A 19243-nucleotide genomic window follows, 5' to 3' on the forward strand; every position below is an offset into this window, starting at 1 on the left:
CTTTTATATTTTAGCCATCTTTATTGTTGTATTATAAATTACTCATCTCTAATAATCCATGATTCATAATAAAGTAGGTGTTCTCATTTTTGTTCTTCTCATTATACTATTTACTACAGGTTGCAAAAATTCTAATAATAATGAGCAGACCTATGCTCACACTAATGCTTTAATAAATGAAACCAGCCCCTATCTTTTAAAACATGCTCACAACCCCGTTGACTGGCAACCCTGGAGTGAAACTGCTTTTGAAGAAGCCAAAACTCAAAATAAATTGGTTCTTATAAGTATTGGATATTCATCATGTCATTGGTGTACCGTTATGGAAGAAGAATCTTTTTCAAACGATACTGTAGCAAAATTGATGAATGCTAACTTTATAAATATAAAAGTAGATCGTGAAGAACGTCCTGATGTAGATCAGGTCTATATGACTGCATTACAGCTAATGACCGGCTCAGGAGGCTGGCCTCTCAACATGATTCTTTTACCTAACGGTGAACCCCTCTATGGTGGAACTTACCATACTAAAGAAGAATGGTTACACACCTTAAAAAACATAGATAGCCTTTATAATGATAATCCTGAGCGGGCGCTTGAGTATGCGGGTGAGGTAACCAATCGTATTAAAGAGCTTAATAACTATTCCACAACACATGAAACTTCTGGAGTGGTATTAAGAGACTCTATAAAAAAACAAGTACTAGACTGGCAAGAGAACTGGGATTTTAAATATGGAGGTAATACAGGTAGTCAAAAGTTTATGCTTCCACCTTCCTTAAATTTTTTAATGGATTTTGCTATTCTTAATAATGATCAAAAAACGTTGAACTACCTTGAGACAACACTTGATAATATTGCGTTAAGAGGAGTTTACGATCATCTGGACGGAGGCTTTTTTAGATACAGTACCGATAAACGCTGGCAGATACCCCACTACGAGAAAATGCTGTATGATAATGCCCAGCTTGTGAGCCTTTATGCAAAAGCGTATAAAATTTACAAGAAGCCGGTATATAAATCCCGAATAGTAGAGACTATTACATTTTTAAATAGAGATATGAAAAATGCTGCAGGAGTTTATCAAGCTGCTCTTGATGCAGACCTCGATGGCGAGGAAGGAGCTTATTATACCTTTTCAGGTGAAGAGCTTTCCGAAGCAATTAAAACTGAAAGAACACTTTTTGATTCTTACTATAATATTAAAGATCAAAAACAGGGTGCTAACGATGAATATCATTTATTTAAAAATCAAACTGATTCCTTATTTGCCTTGGTAAATCAAATTTCTTCAGACAAGCTAGAAGACCTAAAAAAGAACTGGAATAAAAATTTACAGGAATTACGCGTAAAAAGACCATTTCCCGTTAGAGATGATAAAATCATTGTTTCGTGGAATGCGTTAACTATAGAGGCTTTAGGCGATGCCTTTGTTGCTACAGGTAATCAAACGTATTTGAATCAAGCTGAAGCAACCTATGCCGAGTTGTGGAAAAATTCATGGAAAAATCAGTCGCTTATTCATTCCTATAAGCCAAATAGTAAAACGGTACAGGGCTTTCTGGATGATTATGCTTTTCTGGCTTCGGCTTCCTTAAAGCTGTATAGTATAACAGGAACTGAAAAATACCTAAACAATGCAAAACAATTGACTACAAAAACTATAACTGATTTTAAAGTTGAAGATTCGCCGCTTTTTAAATACAATAGTCAGGATAATCTCATCTCACCTATTATCACTACTAACGACGGGGTTATGCCTTCTGCAAATGCAGTACTGGCAAAAAATCTGTTTCTTATTTCAAACATTACTTATGAGGATAACTTAATGCATAAAGCTAAAGCCATGATTTTAAGCATGTCAAGTAATATCGCTACCTCACCTTCGTCTTTTGCACAATGGCAAGAGCTTCAACTTAATCTCACATATCCCTTTTATGATGTAGCAATAGCAGGTTCCTCAGGAGGTCAAATTGCTAAAGATTTACAAGGGTTTAACTTACCTAATACGTTAATTTTGTTTACTAACAAAGAGAGCTCAATTCCTGTATTTGAAGGTCGCTGGATTGCAGATAAAACTTATATCTATATCTGTGAACAACGCTCTTGTAAATTCCCTGTTCAAACTGCTTCAGAAGCGCTTAAATTGATCACTTATTAGTAATACGCCTTATCAGCTATAGTATATATTTAAAATTCAATTCAAAATTGAAAAGATGTTGATCATTTAACCCATAGTTAAAACGGAAAAATCCATCATCATAGCCTAACTATAACTGGCTATTCCGTATTTCAACACAATCGATAGCGTTACTGATTAAAACTTATCTTGTAAGTCGAAAACGTTATATTTGCAATTCAAATCTTACGGATGAAAAAAAAGAAAACCCTTACCATTCATGATTTAGCACGTGAATTAAATTATTCTGCAAGTACAATTAGCCGGGCTCTTAAAAATCATAAAAGCATAAGTAAAAAGACTACTCAACTAATTCAAAAAGCCGCTAAAGAGCAAGGTTATCGTCCTAATTCTATTGCAGCCAGCCTTCGTAAAAACAAAAGCAAAACTATAGGTGTTCTTGTTCCTAAGATAAGCAGGCCTTTTGGTTCTAACCTAATCAGTGGTATAGAAACCGAAGCACGAAAAAAAGGGTTTAATGTTATCATCTCACAATCTAATGATAGTATAACAAACGAAATTGCAAATTCTAAAGCCTTATTTGACAGCCGTGTGGGCGGGATCATCGCATCACTGAGTATGGAGACCCAAAACACTGATCATTTTAATCAGTTTGTTGATCAGGATATCCCGGTTGTATTTGTAGACCGTGTTCCTAAAGATTTCCCTAGTTATCACGTAATAATCGATAATTACACTGCTGCTTATCGGGCAACAGAACATCTCATTGAGCAAGGTTGCAAACGCATTGCTCATTTTGCAGGTTCTCAGCATATAAACGTTTATAGTGAACGCAGAAGGGGTTATGTAGATGCGCTCAAGAAATATAATCTTCCTGTAGATGAAGAACTCATTATTTATATGAATTCCTTAAGTTTTGAAGAAGGACAGCAATATACCGAAGTGCTTTATAATTTAGCTTCACCACCCGATGGAATTTTCTCTTCAAACGATACTGCAGCTGTAAGCGCTATCATTTATTTAAAAAAATCAGGATATAAAATTCCTGAAGATGTTGCAATTATTGGCTTTAATGATGACCCTATTTCTTCAATTGTAGAGCCACCTTTATCTACTGTTTACCATCCGGCTCAAAAAATGGGAGAGCTATCAACCCGTCGAATTTTAGAACATTCAGTAAATGAAGGCACTGAAATAGCAAAAGAAATTTCAGTAATGGATACGCATTTAATTTTAAGAGCATCAAGTTTACGTAAAAGTACACACATTGATTAGCTTGTAAAAAAGTAGATTTCTATCCTAAAACACGACTTTTTACGCAACCGATTGCGTTATTTTTATTAAATTCACTTTCATATATTTTAAACTTATGAAAAAACTAATACTAGGACTGTTAGTATTTGTATCTTCTTATGGTATTGCACAAGACGGATACAAGCTTTGGCTTCAATATAAAACCGTCGATAACGCTAAAATCCGCGAGCACTATTCAGAATTAAATGAAACCATAAGTCTCGACACCAACTCTTCAATAGCTAAAGTCATACAAAAAGAACTCAAACTGGCAATGCAAGGTATGCTTTCGCAGAACCCCCGGTTCTCAGAGGAGAATCCTACTTTGATTATTAAAAAAATAGCGGATCTTCCTAAAGATTTAAAACCCAAACAGAATCTTATCGATTCTATTAATGATGAAGGCTTTAACATACAAACTATTACCAGTAAATCAACCCCTAAAATTCTAATTACTGCAAAGACAGATCAAGGTTTATTGTACGGTGTTTTCACCTATTTAAAACAGCTCCAACTGCATAAGGATCTAACCGAACTTTCAATTACAGATTCACCTAAAATAAAAAAACGCCTGCTCAATCATTGGGATAACCTTGACCGCACCATCGAGCGTGGTTACGCGGGTTTCTCTATCTGGGACTGGCACTTGCTACCTAATCTTATCAAAGAAGAATATATAGATTATGCACGGGCAAATGCTTCGATAGGAATTAATGGTACCGTTCTCAATAATGTAAATGCTAGCGCCTATATTCTACAGGAAGATTATCTGGAAAAAGTACAAGCTTTGGCTGATACTTTTAGACCTTACGGCATTCAGGTTTACCTAACTGCACGTTTTTCGGCACCTATCGAAATTGGAGGTTTAGAAACTGCAGATCCACTCAATAAAGAAGTGCGTCAATGGTGGAATAATAAAGCAGATGAGATTTATAAATTAATTCCCGACTTCGGAGGATTTCTGGTAAAAGCGAATTCTGAAGGGCAACCGGGACCTAATAATTACGGGCGTTCTCATGTTGACGGAGCAAATATGCTAGCCGAAGCTCTGGCTCCACATAATGGCATTGTTATGTGGCGTGCTTTTGTTTATTCAGACGAGAAGCCAGATGATCGTGCCAAGCAAGCCTATACCGAGTTTGTCCCTTTTGACGGAACCTTTAAAGACAATGTACTGGTTCAGGTTAAAAACGGGGCAATAGACTTTCAGCCAAGAGAGCCTTTTCATCCGCTTTTTGGCGCTATGCCAGAAACACCTTTGATGATGGAATTTCAAATCACTCAGGAATATTTGGGTGGTATGTCTCATCTGGTGTTTTTACCTAAAATATTTGAAGAGACTTTACAGGAAGATACATTTTCACAAGGCAAGGGAAGTACTGTTGCAAAAGTGGTAGATGGCTCTTTGACAGACACCCAACTAACCGGTATTGCAGGAGTCTCAAATATAGGTAATGCGCGTAACTGGACCGGTCATCCCTTTGCGCAAGCCAACTGGTATGGCTTTGGGAGACTTGCCTGGAACCCCAAACTTAAAGCAGAAACCATTGCTCAAGAATGGTTAGGAATGACCTTTTCTACAGATCCTGCATTCGTAAAACCTATGACTTCCCTCCTGCTCGATTCACGGGAAGCGGTGGTTGATTATATGACCCCCTTGGGATTGCATCATATGATGGCAGAAGGGCATCATCAGGGACCTGGTCCCTGGGTTAAAGATTTGGGACGTGAAGACTGGACATCTGTTTACTATCACAAAGCAGATAGTCTGGGCATTGGATTTGACCGTACCGCTACAGGCAGTGATGCCTTATCACAATATGCGCCGGAAATCGAAAAAGCCTATTCAAAAATCGAAACAACTCCAGAAAAATACCTGCTTTGGTTTCACCATGTTCCCTGGAACTATGAATTGAAAAATGGAAAAAACCTGTGGTACAATCTTGCGAGACACTATCAGGATGGGGTTGAAGAAGTTGAAAAAATGATCAGCACCTGGGAGCAAATGAAGCCTTATGTTGATGAAAAAGCATACCGTAAAACGGAAATGCTGTTAAGCATTCAGCTTAAAGAATCGCAATGGTGGCGGGCTTCCTGCCTGTTGTATTTTCAGCAGTTTTCAAAAATGGAAATGCCTGATTTTATTCCTGAGGCGCCGCACACACTTAATTATTATGAATCAATACGGGATCCTTATGCTCCCGGTATAAAACCTTCGTGGGATTAATATGAAACAAAAAATAGCAATCGTTACCGGTGGAAATGCCGGTTTAGGTTTTGCAACCGCAAAAAAACTTTGTGACGAAAACATCATTACCTATATCATAGGTCGTAATCCTGAAAAAACCGAAAAAGCTCGCGAAGAATTAGGGCCAAATGCTCGGTCCTATATTCTCGATCTTAGTGAACTTGACAAAATTCCTCAAGCGATAGCGCATATTACAGATGAATCCGGTGGTATAGATATACTGGTGAATAATGCGGGAGTCAATATGAAAAAAGATTTTCTGGAAGTTGAAGATGATGAGTTTCAACGTATTATTCACACAAATCTGACCAGTGTTTTTGTAATAAGCCGCGAGGTTACTAAAGTGATGAAAAAGCAAAACTCAGGTAGCATCATCAACATCAGCTCGATGGCTGCGCAGTACGGAATCCCCAAAGTAGTAGCCTATACAGCCAGTAAATCAGCTATTGAAGGAATGACTCGTTCTATGGCGGTTGACTTGGCTCAATATGGCATACGTGTAAACTGTGTAGCGCCCGGTTTTATCAAAACTAATATGTCTAGTAAAGCATTAGATAGCGATCCCGAACGCAAAAATAAAGTGTTAGGCAGAACGCCTATGGCTAAGCTGGGAGAGCCTTCAGATATTGGCGATACGGTTTTCTACTACGCTTCAGATTTATCAAAATTTACAACCGGTACCGTACTTTGTGTTGACGGTGGAAACTCAATAGGATTTTAAATGAAAACTTCAATTATCAAAACAATGCGCTGGTATGGAGAGCGCGATGTATTAAGTTTAGAAGATTTACGTCAAGCCGGTATTTCCGGAATTGTTACGGCGCTACACCACATTTCTGTTGGGGATATCTGGACCCCAGAAGAAATAGAAAAGACCAGAACAAAAATTGAACAAGCCGGGATGAACTGGGAAGTGGTTGAAAGCCTTCCAGTGCATGAAAATATTAAAAAGCGAACTGGAAACTTTGAGGAGCTTATCGAAAACTATAAGGTAAGTCTTAAAAATTTGGCCGATCAAGGTATTTACACTATCACTTATAATTTTATGCCCATCTTAGATTGGGTGCGTACTGATCACCGCTTTAAAAACGAAACAGGAGCCGAAATTTTAAAATACGACCCGGTAAAATTCCGTGCTTTTGATCTTTTTATTCTTAAAAGATCCGGAGCCGAAGCAGATTATAAGGAGTACCAAATTGACGAAGCCAAACAGAAATTCGAAAGCTTTTCTAAGGAAGATATTCAGGTTTTGAAAAAAAGTGTGATGCTAGGACTTCCCGGAAGCACCGAAGATTTTACTACAGAAGATTTACTCGCCCAGCTGGAAGAGTATAAACATATTGATGAAGATAAACTTCGGGAACACTTAGTCTTGTTTTTAAAAGCGGTCACTCCAACCGCTGAAGCTGTAGGCTCAAAACTGGCGATTCATCCAGATGATCCGCCATTTTCAGTATTGGGACTTCCACGTATTGTGAGTAAGGCAACCGATCTGGATTTTATCTTTTCAAATATTGAATCTACCGCCTGCGGATTGTGCTATTGCACGGGATCATTAGGTGCAAATCCTGCTAACCAACTCGTTGACATTTTTGAAAAATACAAAGACCGTGTACACTTTTTACACTTGAGAAATGTGCGAAAGTTTGAAGACGGCACCTTCTTTGAATCAGATCATCTGGATGGTGATGTTCCTATGAAACAGGTACTGCAACACATTATAAACTATACGGCAGCAACTGGAAAAAAAATACCGGTGCGACCCGATCACGGTTACCTGCACGCTTTAGAAAAAGACAAACCCTACTACGTAGGTTACTCGTTCATTGGCAGGCTTAAAGGTCTCGCAGAACTTACCGGTCTTGAATTGGGTTTACAGCCTTCCTAAAGTTTTATAAAAACACAATAAATGTACTTATGTTCATTCAATCTATCTCAATAAAATCGTCCTTATTTTTCTTCGCAATCGTTTTAATTTGTTGCAATATAGATTTAGTTGCTCAGAATATTTCGGTTTCTCAAACTACAGAAGCGGGTGCATTTAAGCTTGTTGATGGTACTTCTGCCGCACAGTTAGTAATTGATACCGAAGATTACGAAGGCGTTCATATTGCGGTTAAAAATTTACAAAAAGACATTGAACGGGTAAGTTCCCAAAAACCAAAGTTTTCAAAAACAATCGATGGAAGTGGCGCGGTAATCATTGGGACTCTCGGAAAAAGTAAGTATCTGGATAATTTAATAGCATCTGGAAAACTCAACCTGGATTCCATCAAAAATAAATGGGAAGCCTTCACGATTCAACAGGTTGATGGCAATCTGGTAATAGCCGGTAGCGACAAACGCGGCACCATTTATGGGGTTTATACACTTTCAGAAAAAATAGGAGTTTCCCCCTGGTATTGGTGGGCAGACGTTCCTGTAAAAAAATCAAAAGTACTTTACATTACGTCAAAATCGTTTACTGATCTGGGACCTAAAGTACAGTATCGCGGTATTTTCATCAACGACGAAGCCCCGGCACTTTCAGGATGGGTTGGAGAAAATTTTGGCTCGTTTAACCACGAATTTTATGAGCATGTTTTTGAACTCATTTTGCGATTGAAGGGTAACTACCTTTGGCCTGCGATGTGGGGACGTGCTTTTTATGATGACGATCCACAAAATCCCATTGAAGCCGATAAATATGGTGTGGTCATTGGGACTTCACACCACGAACCCTTAATGCGCGCACATGCAGAATGGGATAAGTATGGAGCAGGAAATTGGAATTACACTACCAACTCCGAAAACCTTCGCGATTTTTGGAAAAAAGGAATAGAGCGTATGGGTACTAACGAAAGTATTGTCACTGTAGGTATGCGCGGCGATGGTGACGAACCCATGACAGAAGTGACGGCGATAGAATTACTTGAAGGTATTGTAAAAGATCAACGAAAAATTATTGAAGCTGTTACCCAAAAACCTGCTAATGAAACACCACAAATCTGGGCGTTGTATAAAGAGGTTCAGGATTATTATGATCAGGGTATGCGCGTGCCAGACGATGTAACACTACTTCTTGCTGATGACAACTGGGGAAATATTAGAAAATTACCCCATCCCGAAGAAGGTGAACGCGCAGGTGGATACGGTATATATTACCATTTTGATTATGTGGGAGGACCGCGTAATTACAAATGGCTCAATACCAATCAAATTTCAAGAGTGTATGAGCAAATGTCTCTGGCATATGCTTACAACGCCCGTAAAATATGGATTGTAAATGTGGGCGATATTAAGCCGATGGAATACCCAACGAGTTTCTTTCTCGACTACGCATGGAATCCGGAAAATTTTAACTTAAAAGATCTTGCAAACTACCCCAGAGAATGGGCAGCAGCGCAGTTTGGAGATACGTATGCTTCTGAAATCGGAGAATTGCTTCAGACCTATTCTACATTAGCCAGCAGACGTAAACCCGAATTATTAAGCCCGGAAACGTTCAGTCATACTTATTCTAATGAGGCTGAGACTATTTTAAAGGAATACAAAGATCTCGAGCAGAAAACGCTTAAAATTAAGGATAAATTGAATGCTGCATATCAATCCGCTTACTATCAATTGGTTCTGTTTCCTATTGAAGCATTGGCAAATATAAACCGACTTTATATCGCTACCGCAAAAAACAGGTTGTATGCAAAACAGGGTCGCAATACTACCAACCAATACGCAGATCAGGTTCAGGAATTATTTGAAAACGATAAAGCTTTAACTGAAGCCTATCACAGCCTAAACGATTCTAAATGGAATCATTTTATGGATCAAACCCATATAGGCTACACCTATTGGCAGGAACCGCGTCAAAATACCATACCCGAAACGGAAACTATAAAAATACCACAAACCGGTAAGCTGGGTATTGCCACTTCAGGAACAACAGATTTTTATCCTAATGTGAATACGCTTGAAGTGCTTCCCTTTGATCAATCGCATACCGTTCAGCAAATTACCCTTTTTAATACGGGTGTTGATGAACTTGATTTTAAACTGAATAAATTGCCTAAGTGGCTCTCAGCAAACCTCAAGAAAGGATCTTTTTCTGAGGAGCAGGTTATTGAGTTAAAACTTAATCCCAAGAAGCTTCCTCAAGAGCCTATTTCCACTTCGTTTTCAATTAAATCTGCTGATCATGAAACTCAAATAAATGTAAGATATCAACCCTATTTCGAAGAAGCTAAAGGCTTTTTGGCATACAACGGAATGATTGCGATTCCTGCAAACGGATATGTCAAAAATACAGGTTGGGAACTACTACCTGATTTAGGAAGGCAGGATGTGGCGTTAAGACCCAAGAAACGCTTTTCAAAAGAAATAACTACGACCAATACCTGCCTCGAATATGAATTTTATACGCCACAGCAGCTAAAAGGCACGCTTAGCTTTTACCTCTCTCCTACTTTGGATTTTAAGAATCAGGGTGGTCTGAGCTTTAAATATCAAATTGATGAAGGTGAAGTGCTGGAATTAAATATGCATCAGGACACCTCAGATAACTGGGGAGCAAGTGTAAGCAATAACACCACACACGTTAAAAAAGCAATTAAAATAGCACCGGGAAATCATACGCTTAAAATCTTTGGTAAAGACCCGGGAGTAGTTATACAACAAATTGAAATTAAATCTCAAAATAGCCATCGTGACACCTATCTTGTGGCTCCCTCCAAAAAAGTCGCAACCGATTAGAGTGTTTATTCTTATTTGTTTAAATTCATCTGAATCAGCATTAAAAGTCACCACATTGTACTAGTAAATGATAATCGTTTATTGCTAACTATACTGCTTTATAAATTCTGTAATTAAAGTACTTTTCACTTTCTATTTTTTTTACTAAAAATTTAGTATTAAATCAAAAGCATTAATTATCCCAATACCTTCTGGCCCAGGCAATCCAGGTACTCCAATTAGGTCCGGTTGAATGGCCGCCTCCGTGTTGCCTAAATGCTAATTCTCCTTGTGTAAGGGCGGTTCCCATAAAAGGAAATTCAGAAGTTCTATATCCATTCAATCCGTACAGCTCATAAACGGGACTGGCCTTTAAGCCGCCCAGAAACATGCCTTTAGCGTCAACCCAATTTCCTTCTATTGCTGAAGATCCTGCACTTATAAACACCGGGCGTGGTGCACAGAGCGCGATAACCGTGTGCGCATCAAACGGGAGATCGTCTACCGTTTGAATGCTCGCGTATTTTATAAATTTGCCACTAAACCAATGGTATTCTGCTGGTGAAGCTAAATTTTCAAGCGATTCCCCAAAGTTTCTGCGCAAAATGGAAGCACCGCCAGCGCCTGAGGAACCAATAAAACCTAAGGAAATACGAGGGTCAAAAGCCATAGCTACTAAAGCAGCTTTTCCATAACGGGAGGTTCCTTCTACCGCAACACGTTCCTGATCTACATCTGGTCGTACCGAAAAATAATCAACCAGCTTGCTTGCACCCCAACCCCAGGCTCTTAATACTCCCCAATCATCGGGTGACCGAGATTCACCTTTATTTACTAAACCTATTATACCCGATTTAATACCTGCTCCGTGATCGGCCTGTATGCTATTTACTTCTAAGATGGCATAACCCCAGCCTTGTATAGCGAGTTGTTGTTTAAAACGCGGCTCGTAAGGTGAGATGAAGTAACTGGAAGGTTCATTGACCTTACCAAAAGGTGAATTCAAAAATCCCAGTTGGATCACTACAGGAATGGCATTCCTTTTCTCCAATTTAGGTAATCCCAAAAGCACCTGAATCTCAACAGCCAGTTCAGGATGGGCAGCATTATCAACTATACCTATTAACCATTCTTCCTCAATGAGCACGCCACCTATCACCGTATCCTTAGTTGCTTCGACCTTCCAGGAAATCTCCGGTACGTTTTCCGGAATGTGGCCATACATTTCAGTTGCTATGCTTTCAATAAGCTCTGGTCTTCGTAAGCGCTCCCACTCATTTGATGTATAAATCTTTTCTCCATTTTCTGCGATTAGCAAATCAGGCAAAATATATTCCCTAACTGCAGATTCATCGGTATTTGCAGCATTAGGATCATTAGGGTTTCCAGAAGGTCCTGTTCTGTTTTCAACAGTTATCCCCAGCTGCTTTTTCATATGTTTAAAATCAAGATACGTATAGGTATTGATGCTGTCTCGTACCTGAGTCGTATTTTGAGAAAACAGTACCAGAGGCGAAAAAATGAATGTCAGCAATACAGAAACGTTAAATATTTTGATACACATACGAATTCGGTTTATAGGATTGGACTGATAACGAGAAAACTGTTTGAAACCAAAAAAAGAGGCATTAACCTCTTTTTAAATGTTTATTTTGGGACTAAGAACCCTGTAGCGTATTTATGCTGCCGTCAGGATTGTAGTCAAATTCAATCACCTTCATGCTTCTCAACCAGGTCTTACCTCCTGAAGGAACACTGTCATGATAGAACAGGTACCATTTGTCGTTAAATTCGATAATTGAATGATGCGTCGTCCAGCCTACAACCGGCGTTAAGATTACTCCGCGATAGGTGAACGGTCCGTAAGGATTGTCTCCTGTTGCATAACATAACTTGTGCGTGTTTCCAGTGCTGTACGAAAAGTAATAGGTACCCTGGTATTTATGCACCCAGGAAGCCTCAAAAAATCTTCGGTCGTGATCCCCTGCCGTTAATGGCTTTCCCTTATCATCTAAGATAACAATGGGTTTAGACGCTTCGGCGAACTCCAGCATATCTTCACTCATTTTCGCAATTCGAGCGGGTAAGGCGGGTTCGCGATCTGCCGGTTCTGCACCACACTCAATAGCTTTACCGTCCCTGTAGCGTTGCAACTGACCGCCCCACAAGCCTCCAAAGTACATATAATGCGCACCGTCATCGTCTTTAAATAAACAAGGGTCGATAGAGAAACTACCTTTCATAGGCGCTTCTAATGGCTTAAATGGACCTTCGGGCTTATCTCCTATTGCCACGCCTATTCTAAAAATATCTGTCTGATCTTTAAGTGGAAAATACAGGTAATACTTACCGTCCTTAAAGGCGATATCACAGTCCCAAAGCTGTCTGCCTGCCCATGGAATATCTTTTACACTCAGTACTTCTCCGTGATCAGTAACCTCTCCGTCTATAGCATTCATTGAGAAGACGTGGTAATCACGCATATCAAAATGATCTCCGTTATCATTCTCAGGAATTCCAGACTCTACGTCGTGAGAAGGATAAATATAAATTTTACCATTAAATACGTGAGCAGAAGGATCTGCCATATATGCGTGATCTACTAAGTATCTGGGTTCTTTCATTGTTTATTTTTTATAGCTATTATTAGTTTTATGATTCTTTTGTTGGACTTACTCTACCGCTTTAGTCCTTAAAGCGTATCCAATCTATGCTTGCCTCACCTGTTTTTAACACCAATTTTAAATCGTAAACAGCAGTCGCTATTTGAGGTAGGGCTGCTTCATATTCAAGCCACCCTGTATTTGCGGGGATCTCAATCTCTGCAAGTATGGTATTGTTTGTCGCATCTACAATCTGGAGTTGTGATTTTTTAGTAGCATTCACACGCATAGCAAGACTAGCATAAGTCTTATCAAAATCTACTGCATTGTATTGTACCCAGTCGTTTTGCTTTAAAGCAATATTCCAACCTTCAAACGTATTCTGCAAATTATTAAAATGCAAGGTTGCAGCGGTACTTTTAGCACTATACCGGTCAATCTGAAGCTTCTCTGAAGCCTTATTAATTCCTATTCCACGAAGTGTAGGTATTACTTTTTTAATCGTTCCGTCTGTGTTGAAAGAAAGACTGTCTGCCCGTATAGACCTGTTTTTATCAAAGTCTGGTGAAAGGTCATTATGATGGTAAAACAAATACCACTGATCTTTGTAATCTACAATAGAATGATGGTTGGTCCAGCAACCTGTTGGGCTTTCGTCCATAATTACCCCGGTAACCTGAAAAGGGCCCATTGGGCTGTCACCTATCGCATACTCGAGACGTTCTGTTTTGTTTTCTACATGAGGATAGGTCAGGTAGTATTTGCCATTACGCTCAAACATAAAAGGACCTTCGAGGTGGCCCTCTTCCGGTAAATTTGCAATAATGCTGGGTTCTGAAGCAAGTTCAGTCATATTTGCGTTCAACTTAGCCATATGAATATAACGACCTGACCAATATAAATATGCCTGACCATCGTGATCAATAAACACATTAGGGTCTATGCCATTTACATTGGCAATAGGCTTTTCCTGCGGAGTAAACGGACCTTCCGGATTGTCACCTATTGCAACACCTATTGTGAATCCTTCAGTATCTTTCGGTTTTGTAGGGAAATAGAAATAGTATTTCCCATCTTTCTCTACACAATCGGGAGCCCACATGCTATACCCTTCAGCATCAGCCCAGGGCACATCTTTTTGATTAAGTATTTCCCCGTGATCGTTCCAAGTTGTAAGATCTTCCGATGAAAAAACATGGTAGTCCTCCATACAGAACCAACCGAGACGACCTTTTTCTTCGGTACACATAATATCGTGAGAAGGGTACACGTATACTTTGTTATTGAATACACGTGCGGTAGGATCTGCGGTATACTGATCACGAATTAATGGATTTTGTGCCCAAATAAACTGAACACCAAGTATAAACGTTACTATTAATACATAGCTGTATTTTAGTTGTAGCTCTAATCCGAAAGTTTTATCATTCGTTTTTTTCATCATTTAATTCGTTGTAGAAGAACGTGTATCTGTTATTCTGAAATAATCAAAATCGACATAGCCACCTATATTCTCAGTAGCATAATTAAACAAACCGAAGCGATAGCCCATAAAATGAGGAAGAGTGTATTGCATCTGTAACACTTCGCCGAATGATTCCCATTTCTTTCCATCTAAGCTGTAGTAGAAATAGGCCTTATCTGTACGGTTTTTAAAATCACACTCAATTTTAAAATATACGGTATCCTGATTGAGTTCAATTTTTGAAAGCAAGCCGCCATCTTCATCGTTTTTACTCATAAAAATAGCCTTCTGATCTCCGTCGCAGGTTACGCCGATCAGTCCGTATTTTTTCTGAAGGATGGCCAATCCGGCAAAATCACCGGATTTCATATTCGCAACATCTATTTTGATAGTGCCTGAAGATTCGGGACCTATACTTCGCTGGGTAAGCGTGTTTTTTGCCTGTAGAAACAGCGTATCAATTCTTCCGGCTTTGAGGCGTAAATAACCGGGAAGCTCTGAAACAGACCACAACGAATTGTCAGGGTTGTGGTTAAACTGCCAAACTAAAGGAAGTGAAGGATCTCCCACTTCCCGCTCAAAATCGTCTGAATTGACGATACCCGGAATCAAACTTCCGTTTGCAGGTAAGTCTAAGTTATCTGGTACTTTTCCGTCTACACCCAGAACCGGCCAGTCATTTTCCCATTTTACAGGAACTAAATAAGGAATTCTCCCCACAGCCCCGCTATCCTGAAAAAGATACGAAAACCAGTCGCCAGAAGGTGTATCTATCAATCCGCCCTGTGCGACGCCTTTATCCTGAAGTGCAATTCTACCTTCATAAGGACCGGTTATCTGATCTGCCCGATGAATGATCACCGTACGCATTCCATTGCGAGGCCAGGCGATATTGAATAGGTAAAATTTACCATTGTGTTTAAAAAGTTGTGATCCCTCTGCCGGTAAAATGATTGAAGCACCTATAGGTTTAGTAGCATTTTTAATTAAGACCTGCTGCGTATTTTCTTTTACTCCGCTCAGATCATCTTTAAGCTCAACAATACTAAGCTCTCCTGCTCCCCAAATCATATAAATCTTTCCATCTTCAAAAAATAGCGTGTGATCGTGATAGGAAGGGGCAAATTCGTGTTTTTCCCAAGGACCGTTCTCAATATCGCTGGTGGTATAAATATGCGTTTTCCCAGACGTTGCTGAAAAAGTTGATAAATAATAGATACCCTTATGAAACCTCAATGAACTTGCCCACGAGCCTCGCCCATAGGTTTGCTCACCGTTTTCAAGATTCATGGCATCATTTTCAACCAGTCTGTCATAAGCATAGCCTATGAGTTTCCAGTTTGTAAGATCTTTTGATTTCATTATGGGTACTCCAGGGCTCATATGCATCGTAGTACTGCTCATATAATACGTACTATCGACCCGTATGATAGCCATATCCGGGACATCTGCGTGGATTAATGGGTTGGATGCCGTCTTTTGCGCAACGGCCTGGAGCGCGCACATACTTAATCCTAAAATCCAAATTTTGATGCGATATGTATAATTACCTATTACCAAACCAGAATTTATTTTTTTGCGATTGCAATGATTGAGTCTACAACACTTTTTGGTTTGTTATCCCGATCAAAAAGCAACGGGTAATCTTTACGTCCACCTATCGGCCAGTTGTTTCTCCAAGAATTACCATCATTAACACCCCATAAGGTTACTTTGTCAATTTTATCTTCATGTTTCAGAAATAACTTAAAAAAATCTAAACATCTTTTATTAAAAGCGGTACTTACCGAATCTGGTAACTTATTGGGATACGGATTCATCTTCTCTTTATACTCAAAATTTGCAGAAACTTCTGCTCCCTGGTTATCCCAGGGAGAAGGGAGAACGGTAATATCGAATTCAGTTACCGAAACTTTAAGTCCCAAATCTGAAAATGCAGTAATGGTTTTCTCAAACTCTTCAAGTTCTGGGTAGTCCATACCTACATGGCCTTGCATCCCTACCCCATGAATGGGTACTCCCTGCTCCTGCAGTTGTTTTACCATACGTACAATACCTTCTCTTTTTTCAGGTAAGGAAGTTGAATAATCATTGTAATATAATTCCGCATCAGGATCTGCTTCGTGTGCAAACTCAAATGCCATTTTTATAAAATCTTCTCCGAGCAGATCGTAAAACTTACTTTTTCTCAATGTCCCATCATCCAAAACAGCCTCATTTACAACATCCCATGTTTTTATTTTTCCTTTGTAGCGAGATACCACCGTATTGATGTGATTTTTCATTCTGGAAATGAGTTCATCACGGTTAATTTCTTGATCGAGACTGTCTTTAAAAAACCATTTAGGTGTTTGAGAATGCCAAATAAGTGTATGCCCATGAATGACCATATTATTTTCTTCACCAAAAGCTACAAACTTGTCTGCAATAGAGAAATCATACTCCCCCTGATTAGGAACCAGACGTTCACTTTTCATACAGTTCTCAGCGACAATAGAATTAAAATTTTGTCGTACAACCTCTAATTCTTCAGGGTTGTAACCGCTAATTTGTCTTATGTTTAAAGCAGTACCAATAAGAAACTTATCTGCCAGAGCTTCTTTTAATTTTAACGGTTTTTCATCTAACTGCGCAGTATCTGAAGATTTATTAGGCTTGCAGCTTACCAGCAATACTGCCAGTAGAATAAGTGACGATAAATAGTTCATTTAAGTAGTTTAAGTTTATAATCTTTTAGGTGAAGGCTCGCGTCTATTTGATAATTCTTCTTGTATCTCAAGTTCTTTAGCCTTGTTAATTTTATAGAAAATCAAGCAAGCAACACTTACAAAGAAGAAAAGTGCCGGATAAATACTTACCGATAATTTAATACCTGAAATGGTTAACGCATCCTGAAGTACTGCCTGCTCATCGTATCCATACCAGGCTAATAATCCTGCAACTAAAGCACCACCAATACTCAAGCCTGCTTTAAGGCCAAAGATCATTGCTGAAAAAATAATCGCTGTAGCCCTGCGGAAATTAATAAGCTCTGAGTAATCTGCGACATCGGCGATCATCGCCCACAACAAAGGAGTAGATATACCGTAAAACAAACCGTGAACCAATTGTGTTATAAATATTAATGCAATAGCATTATTATCATAAAAGTAAAAGAGAACGAGACAAACCGCAGATAAAAACAAACTGAGACCGAATATGTCCCGCTTACCAAATGTATCTGCTAGCAGTTTAGAAAACCCGATTCCTATCATCATCATTATAATACCGCCGGCATTAAACAGACTAAACCCTGAAGTTGCGGGATCATCAGGCCATGTAAAGCCAACAAATCCCAGATTGATAAGCCACTCATTAAGATTCAAAATAAAGCCGTTAAAGCCAATATTTTCTAAGAACGTGCTAAGGCTCGCATTGTCTACGAAATCATTAAAGTAATAGACATACATCCCACCTTTAAGTGAAAGAGTCACAAAAACAAAAATGGTAATCAACAGAACAGCACGCCAAGGCTTATTTTTTACAAGGTCTTTAATATCCTGCTTGACGGAAGAAACACCTTCAGCCTGTGGCAACACGCGTTCCCGTGTAGTTAAAAAGGTAATGATAAAAAAGATAACCCCCACAATTGCAAACAACCAGATGGTTTGTTTAAAACCTTCAACTTTATCGCCTTCTCCAAGAATTAGAACAAGCGGTAATAAAAGCACCTGTACGACAAATTGAGCAACCATTACTGCCACAAATCGATAGGAAGAAATACTATTACGTTCAGACATATTTCCGGTCATAACGCCACTAAGTGAGGCATAAGGCAGGTTATTAGCTGAATAAATAATTACCAATAAAATATAGGTAATCAAAGCATAAGTAACTTTACCTGTCAAATCAAAATCTGGCGTGCTGAAAGCAAGGATTGCTACGATACCAAAAGGAATGGAAGTAAATAAAATCCAGGGACGAAATTTTCCCCATCGCGTCTTAGTACGATCTGCAATAACACCCATAACCGGGTTAAAAAAGGCTCCTATCATCCCTCCCGTAAAAATGATAAATGACGCTTTGCCCGGTGGTATCTTGTAAACATCTGTATAAAAGAAAGCCAGAAAGGTCATTAAGGTCTGAAAAATAAGATTAGCTGCCAGATCGCCTAAACTATATCCTATTTTCTCTATTACAGAAATATTATCTTGGGTTGATTTCATATTATTTCACCTACTTTAACTAGTTAAACACATTCATTTATAAATATCATTTACCTATATAACTTCAGTACTCATTATTACGACGATAATACTATAACAGGCTATTCAACTATTAATAAAAATTGAAATGTGATATTGATTTATCTTTTAATAACTAAATGTAATACAAGGATATACAAAAACATCTAAGTATTATAGTTTTTTTGACTATTAGCTATTTTTTCAAAAAAAAGCTTTCCTTATTTATTCTTAATCAGTTTATCTAAACTCTTTACTTTTTGCTAACACATCCTAAATCTTCAGGAACTATCTACATATAGTAGAACTAAAACTAAAAATGCACCGCAATCGATTAAGTAATAATTTATATGCTCTAAAGAACATCAATATATTATAGGAAAGCCTCGCAAGGAGGCTCCCCAAAAAAGTTGCCAGTAAAAACACACTTATAATAATACTAACAAACAATTCAATTTATTTTACTCGATACTCGAGATTTAAATACTTCGAGACTTGTCACGTTCAGTTTAATATTTCGCGGGCTTGTCCCGAAGTAGTTTGCTTCTAAAACGCGTTAGCTATAAT

The 19243-nt window shown here is 38.7% G+C and carries 12 protein-coding genes; 6 read left to right on the forward strand and 6 right to left on the reverse strand.

Annotated elements, in window-relative coordinates; genetic code table 11:
- The first annotated feature begins 58 nt into the window (after window positions 1–58).
- From DSM03_RS15500 to DSM03_RS15525, 6 genes are all read left to right on the forward strand, one after another.
- Window positions 59–2161, forward strand: coding sequence for a thioredoxin domain-containing protein (locus DSM03_RS15500; RefSeq protein WP_128762662.1), 2103 nt, complete (start codon window positions 59–61; stop codon window positions 2159–2161).
- Window positions 2162–2371: 210 nt separating this feature from the next.
- Window positions 2372–3415: a LacI family DNA-binding transcriptional regulator gene (locus tag DSM03_RS15505; RefSeq protein ID WP_128762663.1), complete on the forward strand. Its 1044-nt coding sequence runs from the start codon at window positions 2372–2374 to the stop codon at window positions 3413–3415.
- A 94-nt stretch (window positions 3416–3509) separates the two neighbouring features.
- Window positions 3510–5660 carry an alpha-glucuronidase family glycosyl hydrolase gene (locus DSM03_RS15510; protein ID WP_128762664.1) on the forward strand — a complete coding sequence of 717 codons (2151 nt, stop codon included), beginning with the start codon at window positions 3510–3512 and terminating at the stop codon, window positions 5658–5660.
- Between the two features lies 1 nt (window position 5661).
- A complete protein-coding gene (locus DSM03_RS15515) occupies window positions 5662–6402 on the forward strand; it encodes an SDR family NAD(P)-dependent oxidoreductase (protein WP_128762665.1) in 741 nt (246 codons plus the stop codon).
- Entirely contained in the window at window positions 6403–7569 is a 1167-nt protein-coding gene (gene uxuA / locus DSM03_RS15520; RefSeq protein ID WP_128762666.1) for a mannonate dehydratase, read from the forward strand.
- A 29-nt stretch (window positions 7570–7598) separates the two neighbouring features.
- A complete protein-coding gene (locus DSM03_RS15525; protein WP_236638935.1) occupies window positions 7599–10406 on the forward strand; it encodes a glycosyl hydrolase 115 family protein in 2808 nt (935 codons plus the stop codon).
- 172 nt (window positions 10407–10578) lie between these two features.
- Here DSM03_RS15525 and DSM03_RS15530 read toward each other — a convergent pair whose 3' ends face one another.
- From DSM03_RS15530 to DSM03_RS15555, 6 genes are all read right to left on the reverse strand, one after another.
- A complete protein-coding gene (locus tag DSM03_RS15530; protein WP_128762667.1) occupies window positions 10579–11949 on the reverse strand; it encodes a glucuronyl esterase domain-containing protein in 1371 nt (456 codons plus the stop codon).
- A 94-nt stretch (window positions 11950–12043) separates the two neighbouring features.
- Entirely contained in the window at window positions 12044–13009 is a 966-nt protein-coding gene (locus tag DSM03_RS15535) for a glycoside hydrolase family 43 protein (RefSeq protein ID WP_128762668.1), read from the reverse strand.
- A gap of 61 nt (window positions 13010–13070) precedes the next feature.
- On the reverse strand, window positions 13071–14432 hold the full coding sequence (locus DSM03_RS15540) for a family 43 glycosylhydrolase (RefSeq protein WP_236638936.1): 1362 nt from the start codon (window positions 14430–14432) through the stop codon (window positions 13071–13073).
- Window positions 14433–15959 carry a glycoside hydrolase family 43 protein gene (locus tag DSM03_RS15545; protein WP_128762669.1) on the reverse strand — a complete coding sequence of 509 codons (1527 nt, stop codon included), beginning with the start codon at window positions 15957–15959 and terminating at the stop codon, window positions 14433–14435.
- Between the two features lie 62 nt (window positions 15960–16021).
- Window positions 16022–17161 (reverse strand): endo-1,4-beta-xylanase, encoded by a 1140-nt coding sequence (locus DSM03_RS15550; RefSeq protein ID WP_128762670.1) that lies wholly within the window; start codon window positions 17159–17161, stop codon window positions 16022–16024.
- Between the two features lie 15 nt (window positions 17162–17176).
- Window positions 17177–18658, reverse strand: coding sequence for an MFS transporter (locus tag DSM03_RS15555; protein ID WP_128762671.1), 1482 nt, complete (start codon window positions 18656–18658; stop codon window positions 17177–17179).
- Between the last annotated feature and the right edge of the window lie 585 nt (window positions 18659–19243).

Source organism: Leeuwenhoekiella aestuarii (genome assembly GCF_004104055.1).
In the GTDB taxonomy this organism is placed as follows: domain Bacteria; phylum Bacteroidota; class Bacteroidia; order Flavobacteriales; family Flavobacteriaceae; genus Leeuwenhoekiella; species Leeuwenhoekiella aestuarii.

Bases quoted from the DNA above. Each gene is read 5' to 3' on its own strand.
- DSM03_RS15535 (WP_128762668.1), bottom strand. From the start codon at position 13,009: ATGAAAGAACCCAGATACTTAGTAGATCACGCATATATGGCAGATCCT.
- DSM03_RS15500 (WP_128762662.1), top strand. From the start codon at position 59: ATGATTCATAATAAAGTAGGTGTTCTCATTTTTGTTCTTCTCATTATA.
- uxuA (WP_128762666.1), top strand. From the start codon at position 6,403: ATGAAAACTTCAATTATCAAAACAATGCGCTGGTATGGAGAGCGCGAT.
- DSM03_RS15510 (WP_128762664.1), top strand. From the start codon at position 3,510: ATGAAAAAACTAATACTAGGACTGTTAGTATTTGTATCTTCTTATGGT.
- DSM03_RS15515 (WP_128762665.1), top strand. From the start codon at position 5,662: ATGAAACAAAAAATAGCAATCGTTACCGGTGGAAATGCCGGTTTAGGT.
- DSM03_RS15540 (WP_236638936.1), bottom strand. From the start codon at position 14,432: ATGATGAAAAAAACGAATGATAAAACTTTCGGATTAGAGCTACAACTA.
- DSM03_RS15545 (WP_128762669.1), bottom strand. From the start codon at position 15,959: ATGTGCGCGCTCCAGGCCGTTGCGCAAAAGACGGCATCCAACCCATTA.
- DSM03_RS15525 (WP_236638935.1), top strand. From the start codon at position 7,599: ATGTTCATTCAATCTATCTCAATAAAATCGTCCTTATTTTTCTTCGCA.
- DSM03_RS15530 (WP_128762667.1), bottom strand. From the start codon at position 11,949: ATGTGTATCAAAATATTTAACGTTTCTGTATTGCTGACATTCATTTTT.
- DSM03_RS15505 (WP_128762663.1), top strand. From the start codon at position 2,372: ATGAAAAAAAAGAAAACCCTTACCATTCATGATTTAGCACGTGAATTA.
- DSM03_RS15555 (WP_128762671.1), bottom strand. From the start codon at position 18,658: ATGAAATCAACCCAAGATAATATTTCTGTAATAGAGAAAATAGGATAT.
- DSM03_RS15550 (WP_128762670.1), bottom strand. From the start codon at position 17,161: ATGAACTATTTATCGTCACTTATTCTACTGGCAGTATTGCTGGTAAGC.